Source organism: Micromonospora tulbaghiae (assembly GCF_900091605.1).
Lineage (GTDB): Bacteria > Actinomycetota > Actinomycetes > Mycobacteriales > Micromonosporaceae > Micromonospora > Micromonospora tulbaghiae.
In genome coordinates this window covers 338722-355333 of the sequence record NZ_FMCQ01000003.1, presented here as the reverse complement: position 1 = coordinate 355333, position 16612 = coordinate 338722, and the positions used below count along the sequence as shown (strand labels likewise).

The 16612-nt window shown below is 74.4% G+C and carries 19 protein-coding genes; 9 read left to right on the top strand and 10 right to left on the bottom strand.

Annotation, left to right across the window (positions count from 1 at the left end; genetic code table 11):
* Positions 1-7 precede the first annotated feature (7 nt).
* The 3 genes from GA0070562_RS10615 to GA0070562_RS10605 form a co-directional block, all read right to left on the bottom strand.
* Positions 8-787, bottom strand: coding sequence for an electron transfer flavoprotein subunit beta/FixA family protein (locus GA0070562_RS10615; protein ID WP_091419259.1), 780 nt, complete (start codon positions 785-787; stop codon positions 8-10).
* Positions 788-964: 177 nt separating this feature from the next.
* On the bottom strand, positions 965-1369 hold the full coding sequence (locus GA0070562_RS10610; protein ID WP_091419257.1) for a hypothetical protein: 405 nt from the start codon (positions 1367-1369) through the stop codon (positions 965-967).
* A gap of 2 nt (positions 1370-1371) precedes the next feature.
* Positions 1372-2169 carry a GNAT family N-acetyltransferase gene (locus GA0070562_RS10605; protein WP_091419255.1) on the bottom strand — a complete coding sequence of 266 codons (798 nt, stop codon included), beginning with the start codon at positions 2167-2169 and terminating at the stop codon, positions 1372-1374.
* 41 nt (positions 2170-2210) lie between these two features.
* Here GA0070562_RS10605 and GA0070562_RS10600 point away from each other — a divergent pair, with 41 nt between their 5' ends.
* Genes GA0070562_RS10600 through GA0070562_RS10590 form a run of 3 tightly spaced genes read left to right on the top strand, consistent with a single transcriptional unit; the run spans position 2211 to position 3318 of the window.
* Positions 2211-2597 (top strand): YidH family protein, encoded by a 387-nt coding sequence (locus GA0070562_RS10600; protein ID WP_091419252.1) that lies wholly within the window; start codon positions 2211-2213, stop codon positions 2595-2597.
* Positions 2594-2893: a DUF202 domain-containing protein gene (locus GA0070562_RS10595; RefSeq protein WP_091419249.1), complete on the top strand. Its 300-nt coding sequence runs from the start codon at positions 2594-2596 to the stop codon at positions 2891-2893. The genes GA0070562_RS10600 and GA0070562_RS10595 overlap by 4 nt, the downstream gene beginning before the upstream one ends.
* Before the next feature lie 26 nt (positions 2894-2919).
* The gene (locus tag GA0070562_RS10590; RefSeq protein ID WP_091419247.1) at positions 2920-3318 is read left to right on the top strand and encodes a PLD nuclease N-terminal domain-containing protein; all 399 of its coding nucleotides are present in this window, start codon (positions 2920-2922) and stop codon (positions 3316-3318) included.
* A gap of 54 nt (positions 3319-3372) precedes the next feature.
* Here the strand turns inward: GA0070562_RS10590 and GA0070562_RS10585 are convergent, their stop codons facing one another.
* Together GA0070562_RS10585 and GA0070562_RS10580 are read right to left on the bottom strand one after the other, a co-directional pair.
* Complete coding sequence (locus tag GA0070562_RS10585; protein WP_091419244.1) at positions 3373-4995, bottom strand: acetolactate synthase; 1623 nt, start codon at positions 4993-4995, stop codon at positions 3373-3375.
* A gap of 70 nt (positions 4996-5065) precedes the next feature.
* Positions 5066-5839 carry an enoyl-CoA hydratase/isomerase family protein gene (locus GA0070562_RS10580; protein ID WP_091419241.1) on the bottom strand — a complete coding sequence of 258 codons (774 nt, stop codon included), beginning with the start codon at positions 5837-5839 and terminating at the stop codon, positions 5066-5068.
* Positions 5840-5971: 132 nt separating this feature from the next.
* Here GA0070562_RS10580 and GA0070562_RS10575 point away from each other — a divergent pair, with 132 nt between their 5' ends.
* Positions 5972-6535 (top strand): DUF6232 family protein, encoded by a 564-nt coding sequence (locus GA0070562_RS10575; protein WP_091419239.1) that lies wholly within the window; start codon positions 5972-5974, stop codon positions 6533-6535.
* Here GA0070562_RS10575 and GA0070562_RS10570 read toward each other — a convergent pair.
* Positions 6481-6909 carry a nuclear transport factor 2 family protein gene (locus GA0070562_RS10570; protein WP_091419237.1) on the bottom strand — a complete coding sequence of 143 codons (429 nt, stop codon included), beginning with the start codon at positions 6907-6909 and terminating at the stop codon, positions 6481-6483. The two genes, GA0070562_RS10575 and GA0070562_RS10570, sit on opposite strands and share 55 nt — an antisense overlap.
* A gap of 59 nt (positions 6910-6968) precedes the next feature.
* On the opposite strand from GA0070562_RS10570, the gene GA0070562_RS10565 reads away from it, so the two are divergent.
* The gene (locus GA0070562_RS10565; protein WP_091419234.1) at positions 6969-7451 is read left to right on the top strand and encodes a DUF6232 family protein; all 483 of its coding nucleotides are present in this window, start codon (positions 6969-6971) and stop codon (positions 7449-7451) included.
* 10 nt (positions 7452-7461) lie between these two features.
* On the opposite strand, the gene GA0070562_RS10560 is transcribed toward GA0070562_RS10565, so the two are convergent.
* Positions 7462-8955, bottom strand: a complete 1494-nt coding sequence (locus GA0070562_RS10560; protein WP_091419232.1) for an alpha/beta hydrolase — start codon at positions 8953-8955, stop codon at positions 7462-7464.
* A 94-nt stretch (positions 8956-9049) separates the two neighbouring features.
* Here GA0070562_RS10560 and GA0070562_RS10555 point away from each other — a divergent pair, with 94 nt between their 5' ends.
* On the top strand, positions 9050-9820 hold the full coding sequence (locus GA0070562_RS10555) for a hypothetical protein (RefSeq protein ID WP_091419229.1): 771 nt from the start codon (positions 9050-9052) through the stop codon (positions 9818-9820).
* A gap of 3 nt (positions 9821-9823) precedes the next feature.
* Here GA0070562_RS10555 and GA0070562_RS10550 read toward each other — a convergent pair whose 3' ends face one another.
* Both GA0070562_RS10550 and GA0070562_RS10545 read right to left on the bottom strand, forming a co-directional pair.
* Entirely contained in the window at positions 9824-10720 is an 897-nt protein-coding gene (locus tag GA0070562_RS10550; RefSeq protein WP_091419226.1) for a ribokinase, read from the bottom strand.
* A gap of 16 nt (positions 10721-10736) precedes the next feature.
* A complete protein-coding gene (locus tag GA0070562_RS10545) occupies positions 10737-11576 on the bottom strand; it encodes an ABC transporter ATP-binding protein (protein WP_091419224.1) in 840 nt (279 codons plus the stop codon).
* A 132-nt stretch (positions 11577-11708) separates the two neighbouring features.
* Here GA0070562_RS10545 and GA0070562_RS10540 point away from each other — a divergent pair, with 132 nt between their 5' ends.
* Together GA0070562_RS10540 and GA0070562_RS10535 are read left to right on the top strand one after the other, a co-directional pair.
* A complete protein-coding gene (locus tag GA0070562_RS10540) occupies positions 11709-12713 on the top strand; it encodes an ABC transporter ATP-binding protein (protein ID WP_091419221.1) in 1005 nt (334 codons plus the stop codon).
* Entirely contained in the window at positions 12710-13720 is a 1011-nt protein-coding gene (locus GA0070562_RS10535; protein WP_091419218.1) for an ABC transporter permease subunit, read from the top strand. Before GA0070562_RS10540 ends, GA0070562_RS10535 begins: the two co-directional genes overlap by 4 nt.
* An 85-nt stretch (positions 13721-13805) precedes the next feature.
* On the opposite strand, the gene GA0070562_RS10530 is transcribed toward GA0070562_RS10535, so the two are convergent.
* Entirely contained in the window at positions 13806-15011 is a 1206-nt protein-coding gene (locus GA0070562_RS10530; protein WP_091419215.1) for an ROK family transcriptional regulator, read from the bottom strand.
* Between the two features lie 124 nt (positions 15012-15135).
* Here GA0070562_RS10530 and GA0070562_RS10525 point away from each other — a divergent pair, with 124 nt between their 5' ends.
* Entirely contained in the window at positions 15136-16590 is a 1455-nt protein-coding gene (locus GA0070562_RS10525) for a glycoside hydrolase family 3 protein (protein WP_091419212.1), read from the top strand.
* Positions 16591-16612 lie beyond the last annotated feature (22 nt).

Genomic DNA, 16612 nt, shown 5'->3' with positions numbered 1-16612 from the left:
TGACCTCTCACACGAACTTCTCGGTGGCGAGGAACTCGACCAGCTTCACGCCGCCCTCGCCCTCGTCGGTGATCTTCTCGCCGCCGGAGCGCGGCGGGCGCTTGGAGTGCTCGACCACGGCGCTGGTGGCGCCGTCGAAGCCCACCTCGGCCGGGGCCACGCCCAGGTCGCCCAGGGAGAGCGTCTGCACCGGCTTCTTCTTGGCGGCCATGATGCCCTTGAAGGACGGGTAGCGCGGCTCGTTGATGGTGTCCCAGACGGAGACCACGGCCGGGGTGGAGGCGGTGACCACCTCGTAGCCCTCCTCGGTCTGCCGCTCGACGGTCAGGTCGGCACCGTCGACGGTGAGCTTGCGCGCGCCGGTCAGGGCGGCCACGCCCAGCCGCTCGGCGATCATGTGCGGCATGACCTGGACCCGGCCGTCGGTCGACTCGGCGCCGCAGATGACCAGGTCGGCGTTGAGCTGACCGAGGGCGGCGGCGAGCACCTTCGAGGTGGCCACCGCGCAGGAGCCGTGCAGGGCGTCGTCGACCACGTGGACGGCCTTGTCCGGGCCCATGGAGAGCGCCTTGCGGATCGACTCGGTCGCCCGGTCCGGACCCATGGTCAGGATGGTGACCTCGCCGCCGTGCGCCTCCTTGATCTTCAACGCCTCCTCGATGGCGTACTCGTCCATCTCGTTGATGACGTTGTTCGCCGAACCGCGGTCGACGGTGTTGTCGTCAGAACGCAGGTTGCGGTCCGCGCCCGAATCGGGCACCTGCTTGACGAGTACGACGATGTTCATCGCGCTTCGACGACCCTCCTGTTTGGTGTAGCGATCACTCGCCCGGTCACGGGCGCAGCCTCCCGCGTGACGCAACGTGGGTCAACCGCGGGCAGCTGTGCACTTCCCCACGAGCGCAATGTTACCCGCAAGTAGCATGGCCACCCCGGCGGGCCGGAGTGACGCAACTCACCACCGTCACGCCGACTCGGCCAGCGCCTGCCTGATCTTCTCGATCGCCGCCGCCTCGGCCGGCTCGATCCCCCGGTGCGCCTGTGCGACCCGCTCCGCCGCGGCCAGCACCACCGACCGGTACGTCTCGACGTCGTCCGGCGACTTGGCGCGCAGGATCTCCACCGACCGGCCCAGCGCGGGCAGCACCACCGACTCGATCTCCATGGCCGAGTCCCGGGGGAGCTGCGGCAGCGGCCCGGTGGTCAGCGCCTCCTTGACCACGCCCCCCACCTCGGCGAGCGCGCCGGAGGCGGCGAAGCTCTCGCGCACCATGGCCAGCACCCCCGGCACGGCGTTGGAGACCAGGAACACGGCGCCGAACGCGCCGGTCTTCAGGGTGAGCCGCTCGTCCGCCGTCAACCGTTCCATGATCACGGAGTGTAGACGTACGGCGTGGAGGTGGTGACCGCAACGAGCCCGAGCCGCTCCAGGATGGGCCGGCTGTCCGGCGAGCAGTCCACCTGGAGCAGCGTCTTGCCGCGCTGCTGCGCCAGCCGCGCCCGGTACGCCACGAGCGCCCGGTAGATGCCCTTCTTTCGCCACTGCGGCAGCGTCGAGCCGCCCCAGAGGCTGGCGAAGCCGGTGCCGCGCTGGTAGCGGATCCAACCCGCGCTGACCACCGTCTCCCCCGCCTCGGCCACCACGATCGTGATCGACTGCGGGTCCGCCTCGATCTCCCGGAGCAGGCCGATCACCAGGTGGCTGCGGTCGTCGTGCCAGACCTCCTCCTCCATCGCCGCGATCCGTTCCAGGTCGGCCCGGCCGGTGACCTCGCGCAGGCGTACCCCCTCGGGGCGCACCGGGACGGCGGCGGCGAGCGGCGCGACCGGGCCGACCACGACTGTCTCCTGGTCCTCCGGTACGAAGCCGGCGGCGCGCAGCCGGTCGCCCAGGTCGGCCGGCTCGTCGTGACCGGCGAGCTTCCACTCGACCGACTCGCCCCGGGCCCGGAAGAACTCGACCTGCCGGGCGATCAGCGCGTCCAGTTCGGCGCCGGCCAGGCCGTCGAGCGTCCGGTAGGTGAGGAAACCGCGGTGGTCCAGGCCGAGCACGCGGAACAGCGGACCGTCGCGCTCCACCGTCACGCCGGCGGGCGCCGGATCGGGCAACTCCGGACGAAGCTGGCTGTCGTAGGCGTCGCGCAGGCTCCGCGCGTCAAGATCGGTCATCCTCCCAGGCTAGGCGCGGGGCAAAGCGGATAATCGGCAGCGTGTGGGAGTCGATCAAGAGCTGGTTCGACCCGCGTGAGCTGCGTTCGGTCGGCACCCCGCCGGACTACCGCTTCTCGCTGGCGAACGAACGGACGTTCCTGGCCTGGCTGCGAACAGGGCTCGCGCTGGTGGCGGGCGGGCTGGCCGCCGCGCAGTTCCTCCCGCCGCTGCGCCTGGCCCACCTGCGCGAGGCACTCGCGATCGCGCTGCTGCTGCTCGGGGCGGCCGTATCGATCCGGGCGGTCGACCACTGGGCGCGCACCGAACGGGCCATGCGGCTGGACGAGGAGTTGCCCGCGTCCCGCTTCCCGGCCGTGCTGGCGCTGATCGTCGCGATCGGCGCGCTGCTGCTGGTGGCTGCCGTGCTGCTGGGCGGCGCGGGGTGACCCGCGATCCCGGCCTGCAACCCGAGCGCACGCGGCTGGCCTGGCGGCGGACGCTGCTCACGCTCACCGCCGTGCTGCTGCTGCAGCTCCGGCAGGCGTTCACCGGCCGCGTCCTCGACGCGCTGCTGACCGGGGCGGCGCTCCTGGTCTGGCTCGCCGTACTGGTGGTGACGTGGCACCGGGCCACCGGCGCGGGACCGCGGCGGTTCGACCGCTGGTCGGTGCCGCTGACCGCGCTCGGTGCGGCCGGACTTGCAGTGCTCGGTGTGGCGCACGTGCTCGGCGGGGTGCACTGACGTGCGGCGGTGAGCCATCATGAGGCATGGCCCGCCTCTACGTGCTGCTCTTCCTGGTCCAGATCGTCCTCGCCGTGTGCGCGCTGATCAGCTGCCTCTCCGCCGACGAGGAGAAGGTCAAGGCGCTGCCCCGGATGATCTGGGTGCTGATCATTCTCTTCTTCCCGCTGGTCGGCTCGATCGCCTGGTTCCTGGTGGGCCGCGAGCGCCCGGCCGGGACCGTCGGCGTCACCGGCACCACCAGTCCCGCCGCCCCGGCCCGCCGCCCGCTCGCGCCGGACGACGACCCGGAGTTCCTCGCCTCGCTGAACGAGCGGTCCCGCCGCGAGGACCAGGAACGTCTGCGGCTGTGGGAGGAGGACCTGCGCCGCCGCGAGGAGGAGCTGCGCGGCCGCCCGGACGACCGGGACCGCCCGGAGGTCTGAACGCGCCGCGGGCCGCCCGCCGGTCACCCGGCGGACGGCCCGCACGCGCCGTGTTCAGGCCAGGTTCGACGACCGGGGGTACGCGTCGGCGGGGTCGGTCAGCACGTTCACCAGGTACGGCACGCCCGAGTCGAACGCGCGTCCCAGCGCGGGACCGAGGTCGGCGGCCTTCTCCACCGTCTCGCCCCCGCCGCCCAGCGCCTCGACCACCTTGTCGTAGCGCAGGCCGGGCTGGAGGTCGGCGGCCACGTCGTAGCCGTACATCGCCCGCATCGGGTGCTTCTCCAGCCCCCAGATGCCGTTGTTGCCGACCACGATCACCACCGGCAGCTTCTGCCGGACCAGCGACTCCACGTCCATCAGCGAGAAGCCGGCCGCGCCGTCGCCCATCAGCACACAGATCTGCCGGTCCGGGTGGCTGACCCGGGCGCCCATCGCGTAGCCCATGCCGGTGCCGAGGCACCCGTACGGGCCGGGGTCGAGCCAGGTGCCGGGCTGGGCCGGCTCCAGGTACCGCCCGGCGTACGACACGAAGTCGCCGCCGTCGCCGATGGTGATGGCGTCCGGGGCGAGCACCCTGCGCAGCTCGCCGTAGATCCGGGCCGGGCGGATCGGGTCGGTCTCGGCGGCCATCTCCCCGGCGTCGCGGGCCTTCGCCGCGTCCTCGGCGGTACGCAGCTCGGCGATCCAGTCGGCGTGGTCCGCCCGGTCACCGCTGTGGTCGGCGAAGCCGCCGAGGATCAGCCGGAGGTCACCGGCCGGCGCGGCGGCCGGCTGCACGTGCCCGGCCCGCTGGCTGGGCGCGTCCACCACGTGCACCACCTGGGCGTCGCCGAAGTCGCCGAAGGAGAGCCGGAAGTCCAGCGGGGTGCCGATCACCACGACCACGTCGGCGCCCTTGAGCGCGACCCGGCGGGCCTTGGCGAAGGCGAGCGGGTGCTCCGGCGGCAGCGCGCCCCGGCCCATGCCGTTGGTGAACACCGGCACCCGCAGCGACTCGGCGGCGGCGCGCAGCGCCTCGACGGCGTCGCCCGCGTACACGTCGGAGCCGGCGATGATCACCGGCCGGGACGCGCCCGCGATGAGACGGGCCGCCTTGGCGACCTCGTCCGGGTCCGGCTCGATCGGCGCCGGCGGCGTGACCGCCGGCAGGTCGGTGTCACCGACCGAGAAGACCGCCTCCAGCGGGAAGTCCAGGAACACCGGGCCGCGGTGCGGGGTGAGCGCGGTGGTCAGCGCCGCCGACACCGCGCGCGGGATGTCGTCGGCGCTGAACACCGTCTCGGCGTGCTTGGTCACCGGCGCGACCAGCGGCAGGTGGTCCATCTCCTGGAGGCTGCCCGAGCCCCAACGGAACTGCGGCGCCCGCCCGCCGAGCACCAGCACCGGCGAGGCGTTGAAGTACGCGCTGGTCAGGCCGGAGATCCCGTTGGTGACGCCGGGGCCGGCGGTGAGCACGGCCAGGCCGGGGCGGCGCTGCAGCTTGGCCACCGCCTCGGCGGCGAACACCGCGGACTGCTCGTGCCGCACGTCGTAGAGGGGGAAGCCCGCCTTGTGCGCGGCGTCGTAGAGCGGGAAGACGTGCCCGCCGGACAGCGTGAACATCTCCCGTACGCCGTGCGCGCGTAGTGCCGCGAGTGCCAGATCGCCCCCGTGGCCCTCGATCCGCTCCGTCATGCCATTCCCCTTCGTCGACCGACCGGGGTCACGCTACTGGCCGGTATCGCGGATGTGAACAGCTCTCGCGTCAGCGACCGGTGAAGCCCGGCTTGCGCTTCTCCACGAACGCCGCCATGCCCTCGCGCCGGTCGTCGGTGGCGAACAGCGCCGCGAAGAGCTGGCTCTCCCAGGCCAGGCCGGAGGTGAGGTCCATGTCCAGACCGCCGTCGACAGCCGCCTTCGCCGCGCGCAGCGCCTGCACCGGCCCGGTCAGGAACGGCTTCACGTAGGCCACGGCGGCGTCGTAGACCTCGCCGGCCGGGACCACGCGGTCGGCCAGACCGATCCGCAGCGCCTCGGCGGCGTCGACCATCCGACCGGTCATGATCAGGTCCTTGGCGCGGGCCGGGCCGACCAGGCGGGCCAGCCGCTGGGTGCCGCCGGCGCCCGGGATGATGCCGAGCTTGATCTCCGGCTGGCCGAGCTTGGCGTCCTCGGCGACGATCCGCCAGTCGCAGGCCAGCGCCAGCTCGCACCCGCCGCCGAGCGCGTACCCGGTGATCGCGGCGACGACCGGCTTGGGGATGCGGGCGATCGCGCCGAGCGCGCTGGACAGGTCGGCAGCGCGCTCCGCCATGTCCACGTAGGACATGTCGGCCATCTCCTTGATGTCCGCGCCGGCCGCGAAGACCTTCTCGCCGCCGTACACGATCACGGCGCGGACCTCGGCGTCGGCGGTGGCCGCCGACGCGGCGGCGCGCAACTCCTCCTGCACCTGCGTGTTGAGCGCGTTCATCGGCGGCCGCTCCAGCCGGATGGTGCCGATGCCGTCCTTCACTTCCAGCCTGACGAACTCGCCCACGCTGCCCTCACTTCCTCGTCGAAGTCGCGTGCCAACCTTACGACTCGCCTCGTTGGGGTAGACAGTGTGGTGTCGGCGACTCCCAGGTCGCCGCGCCGGAGTCGCCGCCGCCCCGCCACCGGGAGTGAGGCCATGATCACCTACTACGACGACCGCTCCGTCCAGGTCACCTCCACCGCGGTGCGGGTGGACGGGCGCAGCTACCCGCTGGCCGAGCTGACCACCGTGTGGCACCGGCGGGGCGACCGCTCCTGGCGGGTGCTCGCCGGACGCGGCGCGATCGGGGCCGCGCTCGCCGGGCCGCTGGTGGCCGCCGTGCTGGGCATCGCGCTGGCCGTGTGGCTCCAGGGTTCGGCGGTGGTCACCATCGCCGTCGTCGGGACCTCGGTGCTGGTCGGCCTCGCGGTCGGGCCGCTCGCGGACTTCCTCTTCGAACACCTGGACCGCTCCTACGCCCGGGGCAGCCGGGAGATGGAGATGTGGGCCGAATGGCGGGGCCGGCCGGTGCGCCTGCTGCACACCCGCGACGCGATGCGCTTCGGCCAGGTCTACCGGGCGGTGCAGCGGGCCATGGAGAGCCTGCCGTCCGCACCGGGCCGTCCGGGGCCCGGTCGTACCGCGCCGGGCCCTTCCGCGGCGCGTCAGAACGTGATCGGGTCGTCCGGCAGCAGGCCGAGCCCGCGCAACAGGCCGTAGGTGTCCTGCTCGCCCCAGAACTGCACGATCCGACCACCGGCCAGGCGGTACATCTTGCAGGCGCTCTGCACAGTCGTCGCCCCGGTCGCGTCGCGCCGGTACGTCTGTGCCATCGACACCACCACCCGGTCCCCGGCCGCGAAGATCTCCCGGATCTCCTGGTCGAGCACGGTCAGGCCGGGCGAGGAGACGGCGGCCTCGGGGTAGCGGCGACCGCGTACCGCAGTGCCCGAGCCGTAGACCTCCACGTCCTCGTCGACCACCTCGGCCAACTCGGCCAGGTCCTTCGTGACGAAGGTGCGCAGGTAGCGCTTGACCACCTCGACGTTGCGCGCCTGCTCGTCACCGATCCCGGCCCCGTTCCGGTCCGCCATGTCCGCCAGCCTAGCGGCGCAGGACGCGCCGGCATCGACGCGCGCGGTTAGGCTGATTCATGGTCCTCTATTACCGAGACGACGCGGTACAGGTCACCTCGGAGGCGATCCACGCGGGCGGCCAGGTCGTCGCGCTCGCCGACGTCACGTACGTCTGGCACGCGCGCGGCACCACCACGCTCGCCGTTCGGGGGCGGGTACTGGGACGCGGGGTGCTGGTCCTGCTCCTGTCGCTGCCGCCACTGGTCGCGGTGGTCTGCGTGCTCTCGCTGGCCTGGTCCGCGCAGGACCGGGGCGAGTGGAAGCTCGCCCTGATCACCCTGGCCGCGTTCGTGGTGGCCGGGCTGGCGCTCACGCCGTTCCTGGAGGTGCCGCTCGGCTGGCTGGACCGCTCCTACGAGCGCGGCAACCGGGTGCACGAGCTGTGGGTGCAGCACCACGGCCGGGAGACGATGCTGGTCCGCACGCCGGACGCGCTGCGGTTCGGGCAGATCTACCGGGCCGTGCAACGTGCCGTGGAGCAGCAGACGGACCGCCGATGAGCGGCGTCGGTCAGGCCAGCGGCAGCGTGGTCGCCATCGGCCAGGCCAGCAGCACCGCCCCGACCGACGGCGCCAGCCACCACGGCGCGCCCCGACGGCGCAGCACCAGCGCCCACGCCGCCTGCCAGGCCACCAGCGCCGCGAACAGCGGCACCACGAGCAGCACGAACCCGGGCGCCAGGCCGAGCACCGCCGCGACGGCCAGCACCAGCACGGCGATCCCGCCGGTGGCCGCGTAGCGGACGCCGGGGCCGTCCGCGAGCCGCTCGGCGCCGAGCAGGAAGACCAGGCAGCAGAACGTCACCAGGGGCAGCAGCCACCACCGGGCTCCGACCGGCACGGTCGAGGTGAACCCGAGGTGCAGGGGCAGCGCGACGGCGAGCACGGCGTACCCGAGGAGCACGGCAGCGACCACCGCGGGCCGGACGCCGCTCGCGGTCGCCGGTGGCCGCGTGGTTCGCGCGAAGGGGCGCGTGAAGCGCGCTGCGGCGGCCAGCAGCACGCCGGTGAGCAGGAGGAACACGGCCACGTATCCGCCCACGGCGAGTGGCAGCCGGGCGGTCGGCAGCAATGCGGCGAGCACGGCGCCCAGCCCGGCCGCCGGCACCACCGCGGCGAGCCACCGGCCCGCGCCGGTACGCGGACCGCCGGTGCTCGCCCCGGCCCGGCGTGGCAGCAACGCCGCCAGCGGCACGAAGCCCAGCGCGAGCCCCACCAGCAGCAGCCCGGCGCCGCCCGGCCGGGTCAACGGGTCAGGCGGCGGCCCGCCGGTACGGTCCGGGAGCGCGTCGAGCACCGCGGCGTGGGTACGCGGCGCGAACAGCACCGAGACGTGCTCGACGCCGGGTGCCACCACCCGTGTGCGGGTGCCCGGCGGTGCGTCCCGGGTCGCCTCGTCGACGGCCTGGCGGAAGCCGGCGAACTCCAGCCCACCCACCACGAGTGTCAGCTTCCCGGGCCAGCCGGCCGGCACGTCACCGCCGTCGGGCAGCGAGATAGCCACGGTCCGGTCGATCTCCGGATGCGCCACCGCGTACCGGGTGACCGCGCCGGCGCCCATCGAATGCCCCACCAGGACGATCCGGTCCGGGTCGACGCCGGGACGCTCGCGCAGCCACGCGACGGCCACGTCCAGGTCGTGCCGCAGCAGCGCTCGGGCGCGTTCCTCGTCCCGGCCCGCGCCCGGCAGCCGGGAGCGGCTGGCACCGTGGCCGGCGAAGTCGAGCAGCACCACGATCCCGCCCTGGCGGGCCACCGAGTCGGCGAGCGGCCGCATCAGCCGGGCGGACCCGGCGAAGCCGTGCGCGATCACCACTCCGGGCCGCCGGTCCGCGCTCGCGCCGTCCGCCCGGACCTCGGTCAGTGGCACCCCCGCCACTGTCGCCCGCCGGGTGCTCAGACCGGCGTCGGCGCGGGCCAGGAGCAGGACGCCCAGGACGACGGCGAGCAGCGCGACCACGGCGCAGGCGAGCAGTCGCCGCGACGCCGGGCCGGGGGTGGGCATGCCGGCACCCTACGCCGCGCCGGCGGCCCGGCGTGACCTTCACCGCCCGGCAGCCGCCGGGCGGCACTGGCCGCGACGCCGCACACTGGATGTCATGGCGATCCCACTTCCCCGGCCCGGTGCCCTGCTCGGCCTGACCCGTACCGCGGTGGACCAGGCGCTCGGCTCGGCCGCCACGGTGGCCTCGGTACCCGCTCGCGCGTTCGCCGTCCTCGACCAGGTGGAGGCGCTGGTCCGGCGGATCGACGGGGTGGTGGACCGGATCGAGGGCACGCTCGACCGCACCGACCGGGTGCTCACCGACGCGGAGACGGCGGTCCGCGAGGTGGCGGTGATCAGCGCCGCCGCCACCGCGGCGATCGACACGGCGACCGAGGTGGCTGCCGCGGCGACGGTCGTGGTCGGCGAGGCGCAGCGGGTCTCCGAGGCGGCGGCCACTGTGGTCGGCGAGGCCGACCGGGTGGCCCGGACGGCGGCCGGTGTGGTGACCGAGGCGCAGACGGTGACCGCGCGGGCGGCGGGCACGCTGGCGACCGCCGAGAAGGCGGCCGGCACCGCGAGCGAGCTGCTGACCGCGTACGAGGCGACGCTGCGCCGGGCCGCGCCGATGGCGGCCCGGTTCGTGGAGCAGCTCAGCCCGGAGGAGGTGACCGCCGCGATCCGGCTGGTGGACGAGTTGCCGAAGCTCAAGGACCATCTCACCTCGGACGTGCTGCCGATCCTGGCCACGCTGGACCGGGTCGGCCCGGATCTGCACGACCTGCTGGACGTCACACGCGATCTCAAGCTCGCGGTCGCCGGTATCCCCGGGCTCGGCATGCTGCGCCGCCGGGGCGAGCGCCTCACCGACGAACCGGCCGGCTGAGGCTCAGCCGGCCGGGAAGAGCTCGTCGATCTCCGCGCGGTGCGGCAGCGCCACCGAGGCGCCGAGCTTGCGCACGCACGCCGCACCGGCGGCCGCCGCCCAGCGCACCGCGTCGGCCAGGTCCCGCCCCTCACCCCAGGCCACGGCGAGCGCGGCGGTGAACGCATCCCCGGCCGCGGTCGAGTCGACCACGTCCACCGGCACGGCCGGCACGTGCGTCGGCGGGCGGTCCCGGTCGACGTACCAGGCGCCGTCGCCGCCGAGCGTGAGCACCGCCCGGGGCACCAGGTCGAGCAGCGCCGCCGGCTCGTCCCGGCCCCGGCCGGTCAGCGCCTGCGCCTCCGGCTCGTTCACCACGAGCAGGTCGGTGGCCGCCAGCAGCTCGGCCGGCACCGGCCGGGCCGGCGCGGCGTTGAGCACCACCCGGGTGCCCGCGGACCTGGCCGCCAGCGCCGCCTCGGTCACCGTCTCGACCGGCACCTCCAGCTGCGCGATCAGCACGTCCGCATCGCGTACGGCGGAGAGCTCGTCGGCGGTCGGCGACGTGAACGCGGCGTTCGCCCCGGGGGTGACCAGGATGGCGTTCTCCCCCGCGCCGCCGACCATCACCAGCGCGACGCCGGACGGGCCGTAGACCACCCGCAGGTGGCCGGTGTCCACGCCGGCCGCTGTCATCCGGGCCCGCAGCGTCACGCCGAACGAGTCCGAGCCGATCGCGCCGAGGAAGACGCAGCTCGCACCGGCGCGTACCGCGGCGACCGCCTGGTTGGCCCCCTTGCCGCCGGGCAGCATGACGAAGTCGTCGCCCAGCACCGTCTCGCCGGGCCTGGGCAGTGCCGCGCCGATACCGACCAGGTCCATGTTGGCGCTGCCGACGACGGCGATCCGGGTCTGCGGCACTGTGTCGTCCCGTCGCTCAGGCGGCGCGGGCGGCCCAGCGGTCGCCGGACCGCGTGACCACCAGCGGCAGGCCGAACGTCTTCGACAGGTTGTCGGCGGTGAGCACCTCGGCGAGCAGGCCCTGCGCCACCACGCCGCCCTCGCGCAGCAGCAGCGCGTGGGTGAAGCCCGGCGGGATCTCCTCGACGTGGTGGGTGACGAGCACCATGGCCGGCGCGTCCGGGTCGTACGCCAGCTCGGCCAGCCGGGCCACCAGGTCCTCGCGCCCGCCCAGGTCGAGCCCGGCTGCGGGCTCGTCGAGCAGCAGCAGCTCCGGGTCGGTCATCAGGGCGCGGGCGATCTGGACGCGTTTGCGCTCGCCCTCGGACAGCGTGCCGTAGGTGCGGTCGGTGAGGTGGCCGACGCCGAGCTGGCGCAGCAGCGCGGCGGCGCGCGCCACGTCGGTGCGGTCGTAGCTCTCCCGCCAGCGGCCGACCACCGACCAGGCGGCGGTCACCACCACGTCGACGACGCGCTCCTCGGCGGGGATCCGCTCGGCGAGCGTCGCGGTGGACAGGCCGATGCGGGTACGCAGCTCGTTGACGTCGGTACGGCCGATACGCTCGCCGAGCACGTGCGCGACGCCGCTGGTCGGGTGCAGCCGGCCGGCGGCCAGGTTGAGCAGCGTGGTCTTGCCCGCGCCGTTCGGCCCGAGCACCACCCACCGTTCGTCCAGCTCGACCCGCCAGTCGACGTCGTGCACCAGCGCGGTGCCGGAACGCTTGACGACGACTCCGTCGAGGCTGACCACCAGATCCGCGTCCACGGTCGAGGGGGCGGGGGCGCCCGGGGCGCCGGGGATCAGGTCACCAGTCACCGCTCCATCCAATCACGCACCCGGCCCGGCGCCCCCCACGGGCGGCGCCACCGCCATAGGGTGGGGCGCCGTGTCGTTGGTCACCGCTTCCGGAAGGACACTCATGCCCGACCGCTGCCGGGAGGCGCGCGGATGAGCGCGGTCATCGAGATCGCCGGCCTCCGCAAGACGTTCCACACGCTGCGCCAGGGGCGCCGGATCGCCGTCGACGGTTTCGACATGCTCGTCGAGGCGGGCCAGGTGCACGGCTTCCTGGGGCCGAACGGGTCCGGGAAGACGACCACGCTGCGCGCGCTGCTGGGGCTGGTCCGGCCGGACGCCGGGCGGATGCGCGTGCTGGGCGCCGAGTCACCCGAGCACCTGCCGGACGTGGCCGGGCGAGTCGGCGCGATCGTGGAGAGCCCGCAGTTCTTCGCCAACTTCACCGCCCACCGGACGCTGCGGCTGCTGGCCCTGGCCGGCGGTGTGCCGACCGCCCGGGTGGACGAGGTGCTGGAACAGGTCGGGCTGCGCGACCGGGGCGACGAGCGGGTCAAGGGCTACTCGCTGGGCATGAAGCAGCGGCTGGCGGTCGCGTCGGCCCTGCTGAAGAGCCCGGAGCTGCTGATCCTGGACGAACCGGCGAACGGGCTGGACCCGGCCGGCATCCGGGAGATGCGTGACCTGACCCGGTCACTGGCCGAGGCCGGGGTGACGGTGCTGCTGTCCAGCCACATCCTCGCCGAGATCCAGCTGATCTGCGACCACGTGACGATCGTCAGCCGGGGGCGGCGGGTCGCGTACGGGCCGGTGGAGGAGGTGCTGGCCGGCTTCGACCAGCACCAGTGGCGGGTCCGGGTGGCCGACCCGGAGCAGGCCGGGCAGTTGCTGGGCCGGGCCGGCCTGTCGGTGACGGTCGCGCCGGACCACCTGGTGGTGACCGGCGTGCAGGATCCGGAGACGATCAGCCGGACGCTCGGCGAGCAGGGCATGTGGGTACGCGAGCTGGTCCCGCTGCGGCCGGACCTGGAGAGCGTCTTCCTGGAGCTGACCGGCGACCACGAGCACGTGGCGGTGCCGCGACAGGTCGACGGCGCGCCGCCGAACGACGGTGTGATCGACCTCGACGTCCGGGAGAGCCGGGAGGTGGACGCGTGAACCTGGTCCGTGCCGAGCTGGAGCGGCTGGCCGCCCGGCGCTTCGTGCAGCTCATGGTGGTGCTGCTGGCTGCCGCCTTCGCGGTGACTGTGGTGACCACGCTCGCCGGTTCGCACCGGCCCGGCCCGGCGGAGCTGAGCCGGGCGCAGGCCCAGGCCGCGGAGAGCGTGCGCCAGATGGAGATGACGTACGACCGCTGCCTGCGGATCCGGGAGGGCACGCTCCCGCCGGGCGAGAACGACTACCTGCCGCGCGACTGCGCCCAGATCGACCCGGCCCAGATCGAGGAGTTGCCGAGCGCGGCCGACTACCTCAGCGGCGTCTTCGTCTTCGCCAAGGAGGCCGAGCCGCTGCTCTACTTCCTGATCGCGTTCCTGACGCTGTTCGGGTTCCTGGTCGGCGCCTCCTACATCGGGGCCGACCTGAACTCGGGCGGGGTGGTCAACCTGCTGCTGTGGCGGCCACGGCGGCCCCTTGTGCTCGCCGCGAAGCTCGGCACACTGCTGGGCGGGCTGCTCGGCCTGTCGGTGCTGGCGTCGGCGGCGTACCTCGGGGCGTTCTGGTTGATCGGCCAGGCGTCCGGCCTGGTCGGGCGGACCGGCGGCGACTTCTGGCCGTCGCTGGCCGCGATCTGGGTACGCGGGCTGATGCTGGTGCTGCTCGCCGCGGCGCTCGGGTTCGCCGTCGCCACGCTGGGCCGGCACACGTCGGCGGCGCTCGGCACGGTGGCCGCGTACGTGGTGGTGTGGGAGCTGGGGGCGCGGCTGGTGTTCCAGATCCTGGAGGTCGGCCGGCCGGACCGGTACATGCTGTCCAGCTACCTGGCGGCCTGGCTGTCCGGCGAGGTGCGGCTCTGGGACAACAACGCCTGCGGCCCCGGGATCTCCGGCTACTGCGACGGCTCGTACACGTTGACCTGGACGTCGGGCCTGGTGGTGCTGCTCGGGCTCACCGGCGCGCTGGTGGCCGCCGCGTTCACGGTGTTCCGCCGCCGCGACCTGATCTGACGGGAGCCATGCCTCGGCAACTCCTTGCAAACCCTGACGCCATGATGAAGGATTCCTTCACATGGCGTCAGGGTGCACGACGTGGTCAGCCGACCGTCGAACCGAACACCTCGTCGCGTACCGCGTCCAGCGCGGTACGCAGCGCGCCGCGCAGGATCGGCTCCTCGGTCAGCCCGGTGGTCACCACCCGGGGCCGCACGAGCGTGATCGCGGCGACCTCGTGCTGCACCCGCTCGGCCAGCGCCGCCCCGCCCGCCTGACCGACAGCGCCGGCGAGCACCACGAGTGGCGGGTCCAGCACGACGCAGGTGCTCGCCACACCCAGCGCCAGCCGCCGGGCCAGCTCGTCGAGCATCGGGCCACCGGCGGTGCCGGCGGCGATGGCCGCACGGACCACCTCGGCCGCCCGGGCCGCCGCAACGCCCTGCTCGGCCGCCTCGGGGCTGGCGAAACCGTGCTCGGCGGCCACCGCGCGCACCGCGTCGGCGCCGACGAGCTGCTGGAACGCCGGCTTGGCCCGCTTGGACACGTCGCGCGGGATGGGCGCGCCAGGCACCGGCAGGTAGCCGATCTCCCCCGCCGCGCCGCTGCTGCCGTGGTGCAGCCGGCCGCCCAGCATGATCGCCAGGCCGACGCCCGCGTCCACCCAGACCAGCACGAAGTCGGCGGTGCCACGGGCCGCGCCGGACTGCGCCTCGGCCACCGCTGCGAGGTTCACGTCGTTCTCGAACACGACCGGCGTGTCCAGGTCCTCGCGCAGCGCGGCGAGCAGGCCGCTGTGCCAGCGCGGCAGGTTGAACGCGAACGTGATGTCGCCGGTCTGCGGGTCGACCAGGCCCGGGGTGCCGAGCACGACCCGCCGGACGGCGGACAGCTCCGCCCCGGCGCTGCTGGCCGCCTGGACCACGGCGTTGTGCACCACGCCGACCGGGTCGTCGGTGTCCTTCGTGGACTGCTCGACCCGGCCGGCCACGGTGCCGGTGATGTCGGCGCAGGCCGCCACCACCCGCTCCGCCCCCACCTCCACGCCCACCACGTACGCGCTGCCCGGCCGGACGGCGTAGAGCTGGGCGTTCGGGCCCCGCCCGCCGGCCTGCTCGCCGACCCGGGCGACCAGGCCGCGCTCCTCCAGCCGCTCGACGAGCTGGGACGCGGTGACCTTGGACAGCCCGGTCAGCTCACCGATCCGGGCCCGGGTCAGCGGGCCGCGTTCGAGCAGCAGCTCCAGCGCCGCACGATCGTTGAGCGCCCGCAGGAGTCGGGGGGTGCCGGGCAGCCGGGTCGCACTCATGCCGTCGTCCTCAATTTTCAGTAAAGTTTTCTAACCACAAAACGCCTGCCGAGGGGTGCCCGTTAGCGTATCGGCCACCCCCATCCGCAGAGGTCGGACGACCCGGCAGGGAAAGGGGATACTCGTGGGTCTGGATCCAGGACTGCGCCGGCTCGCGCTGGGCACGCTGCTGGCCGCGTACCCGGGACCGGTCCCGCCGGACTGGGCGGTCGACCTGCTCGCCGACGGGCTCGCCGGGCACACCCTGTTCGGCACCAACATCCACGACCCGGCCCAGGTGGCGGCGTCCACCGCGGCGCTGCGCGCCGGCCGCCCCGACGTGATCGTCGCGATCGACGAGGAGGGCGGCGACGTCACCCGGCTGGCGCACGCCACCGGCAGCCCGTACCCCGGCAACGCCGCGCTCGGCGCGGTGGACGACCCCGACCTCACCCGCCAGGTGTACGCGGCGATCGGCGCGGAACTGGCCGCGCTCGGCATCACAGTCGACCTGGCGCCCACTGTCGACGTGAACACCGCCGACGAGAACCCGGTGATCGGCACCCGCTCGTTCGGGGCGGACCCGAAGCGGGTCGCCGTCCACTCGGCCGCCGCCGTCGCCGGCCTCCAGTCGACCGGCGTGGCCGCCTGCGCCAAGCACTTCCCCGGGCACGGCGCCACAGTCGCCGATTCCCACCACGAACTGCCCACCGTCGACGTGCCACCGGCCGTCCTGCGGGAACGCGACCTGCCACCGTTCGCCGCCGTGGTCGACGCGGGCGTCCGCGCGGTGATGACCGCGCACATCCGGGTGCCGGCGCTGACCGCCGACGGCCCGGCCACGTTCAGCCGCGCGGTCCTGCACGACCTGCTGCGCGTCGAGTACGGCTTCACCGGCGCGATCATCACCGACGCGCTGGAGATGAAGGGGGCGGTGCTCGCCGCCGGCGGGGTCGGTCCGGGCGCGGTCCGGGCCCTGGCCGCCGGCGCGGACCTGCTCTGCATCGGCGCCCGGGTCGACGCCGGGCTGGTCGAGTCGGTCGCCGCCGAGGTCGTCGCGGCGATCGCCGACGGCCGCTTGGCGCGTGCCCGCGTCGAGGAGGCCGCCGGCCGAACCGCCACGCTCGCCGCAGCCACCGGCGCGGCCGACGCCCCGCCGCCCGCCGTCGACGGACTCGGCTACGCCGCCGCGCTGCGGGCGGTACGCGTCGAGGGCGACCTCACCCGCGACACCGCGCCCCTGGTGGTGCAGGTGCACGCCACCTCCACCATCGCCGAGGGGCGGGTGCCCTGGGGGCTCGGCCCGCACCTGGCCGCCGGCGTCGAGCAGGCGCGTGCCGTGGCGGGCGAGACCGACCCGGAGCAGTTGCGGCGGCTCGCCGGGGACCGGGCGGTCGTGCTGGTCGGACGGCATCTGCACCGGCTGCCCGGCGCGCGCGAGCTGGTCGAGGCGCTGGCCGCCACGCACCGCGTCGTCGTGGTCGAGATGGGCTGGCCGGGCGCCTGGCGGCCGGCGGGCGCGCGCGCCTTCGTCGCCACCCACGGCGCCAGCCACGCCAACGGCCGGGCCGCCGCCGAGGTGCTCGGCCTGACCGCCTGACCCACGTCCCCACCCGGCCCGC

Coding starts and splice junctions, on each gene's coding strand:
- GA0070562_RS10615 (WP_091419259.1), bottom strand. CDS start 787: ATGAACATCGTCGTACTCGTCAAGCAGGTGCCCGATTCGGGCGCGGAC.
- GA0070562_RS10610 (WP_091419257.1), bottom strand. CDS start 1,369: ATGGAACGGTTGACGGCGGACGAGCGGCTCACCCTGAAGACCGGCGCG.
- GA0070562_RS10605 (WP_091419255.1), bottom strand. CDS start 2,169: ATGACCGATCTTGACGCGCGGAGCCTGCGCGACGCCTACGACAGCCAG.
- GA0070562_RS10590 (WP_091419247.1), top strand. CDS start 2,920: ATGGCCCGCCTCTACGTGCTGCTCTTCCTGGTCCAGATCGTCCTCGCC.
- GA0070562_RS10585 (WP_091419244.1), bottom strand. CDS start 4,995: ATGACGGAGCGGATCGAGGGCCACGGGGGCGATCTGGCACTCGCGGCA.
- GA0070562_RS10575 (WP_091419239.1), top strand. CDS start 5,972: ATGATCACCTACTACGACGACCGCTCCGTCCAGGTCACCTCCACCGCG.
- GA0070562_RS10570 (WP_091419237.1), bottom strand. CDS start 6,909: ATGGCGGACCGGAACGGGGCCGGGATCGGTGACGAGCAGGCGCGCAAC.
- GA0070562_RS10565 (WP_091419234.1), top strand. CDS start 6,969: ATGGTCCTCTATTACCGAGACGACGCGGTACAGGTCACCTCGGAGGCG.
- GA0070562_RS10560 (WP_091419232.1), bottom strand. CDS start 8,955: ATGCCCACCCCCGGCCCGGCGTCGCGGCGACTGCTCGCCTGCGCCGTG.
- GA0070562_RS10555 (WP_091419229.1), top strand. CDS start 9,050: ATGGCGATCCCACTTCCCCGGCCCGGTGCCCTGCTCGGCCTGACCCGT.
- GA0070562_RS10540 (WP_091419221.1), top strand. CDS start 11,709: ATGAGCGCGGTCATCGAGATCGCCGGCCTCCGCAAGACGTTCCACACG.
- GA0070562_RS10530 (WP_091419215.1), bottom strand. CDS start 15,011: ATGAGTGCGACCCGGCTGCCCGGCACCCCCCGACTCCTGCGGGCGCTC.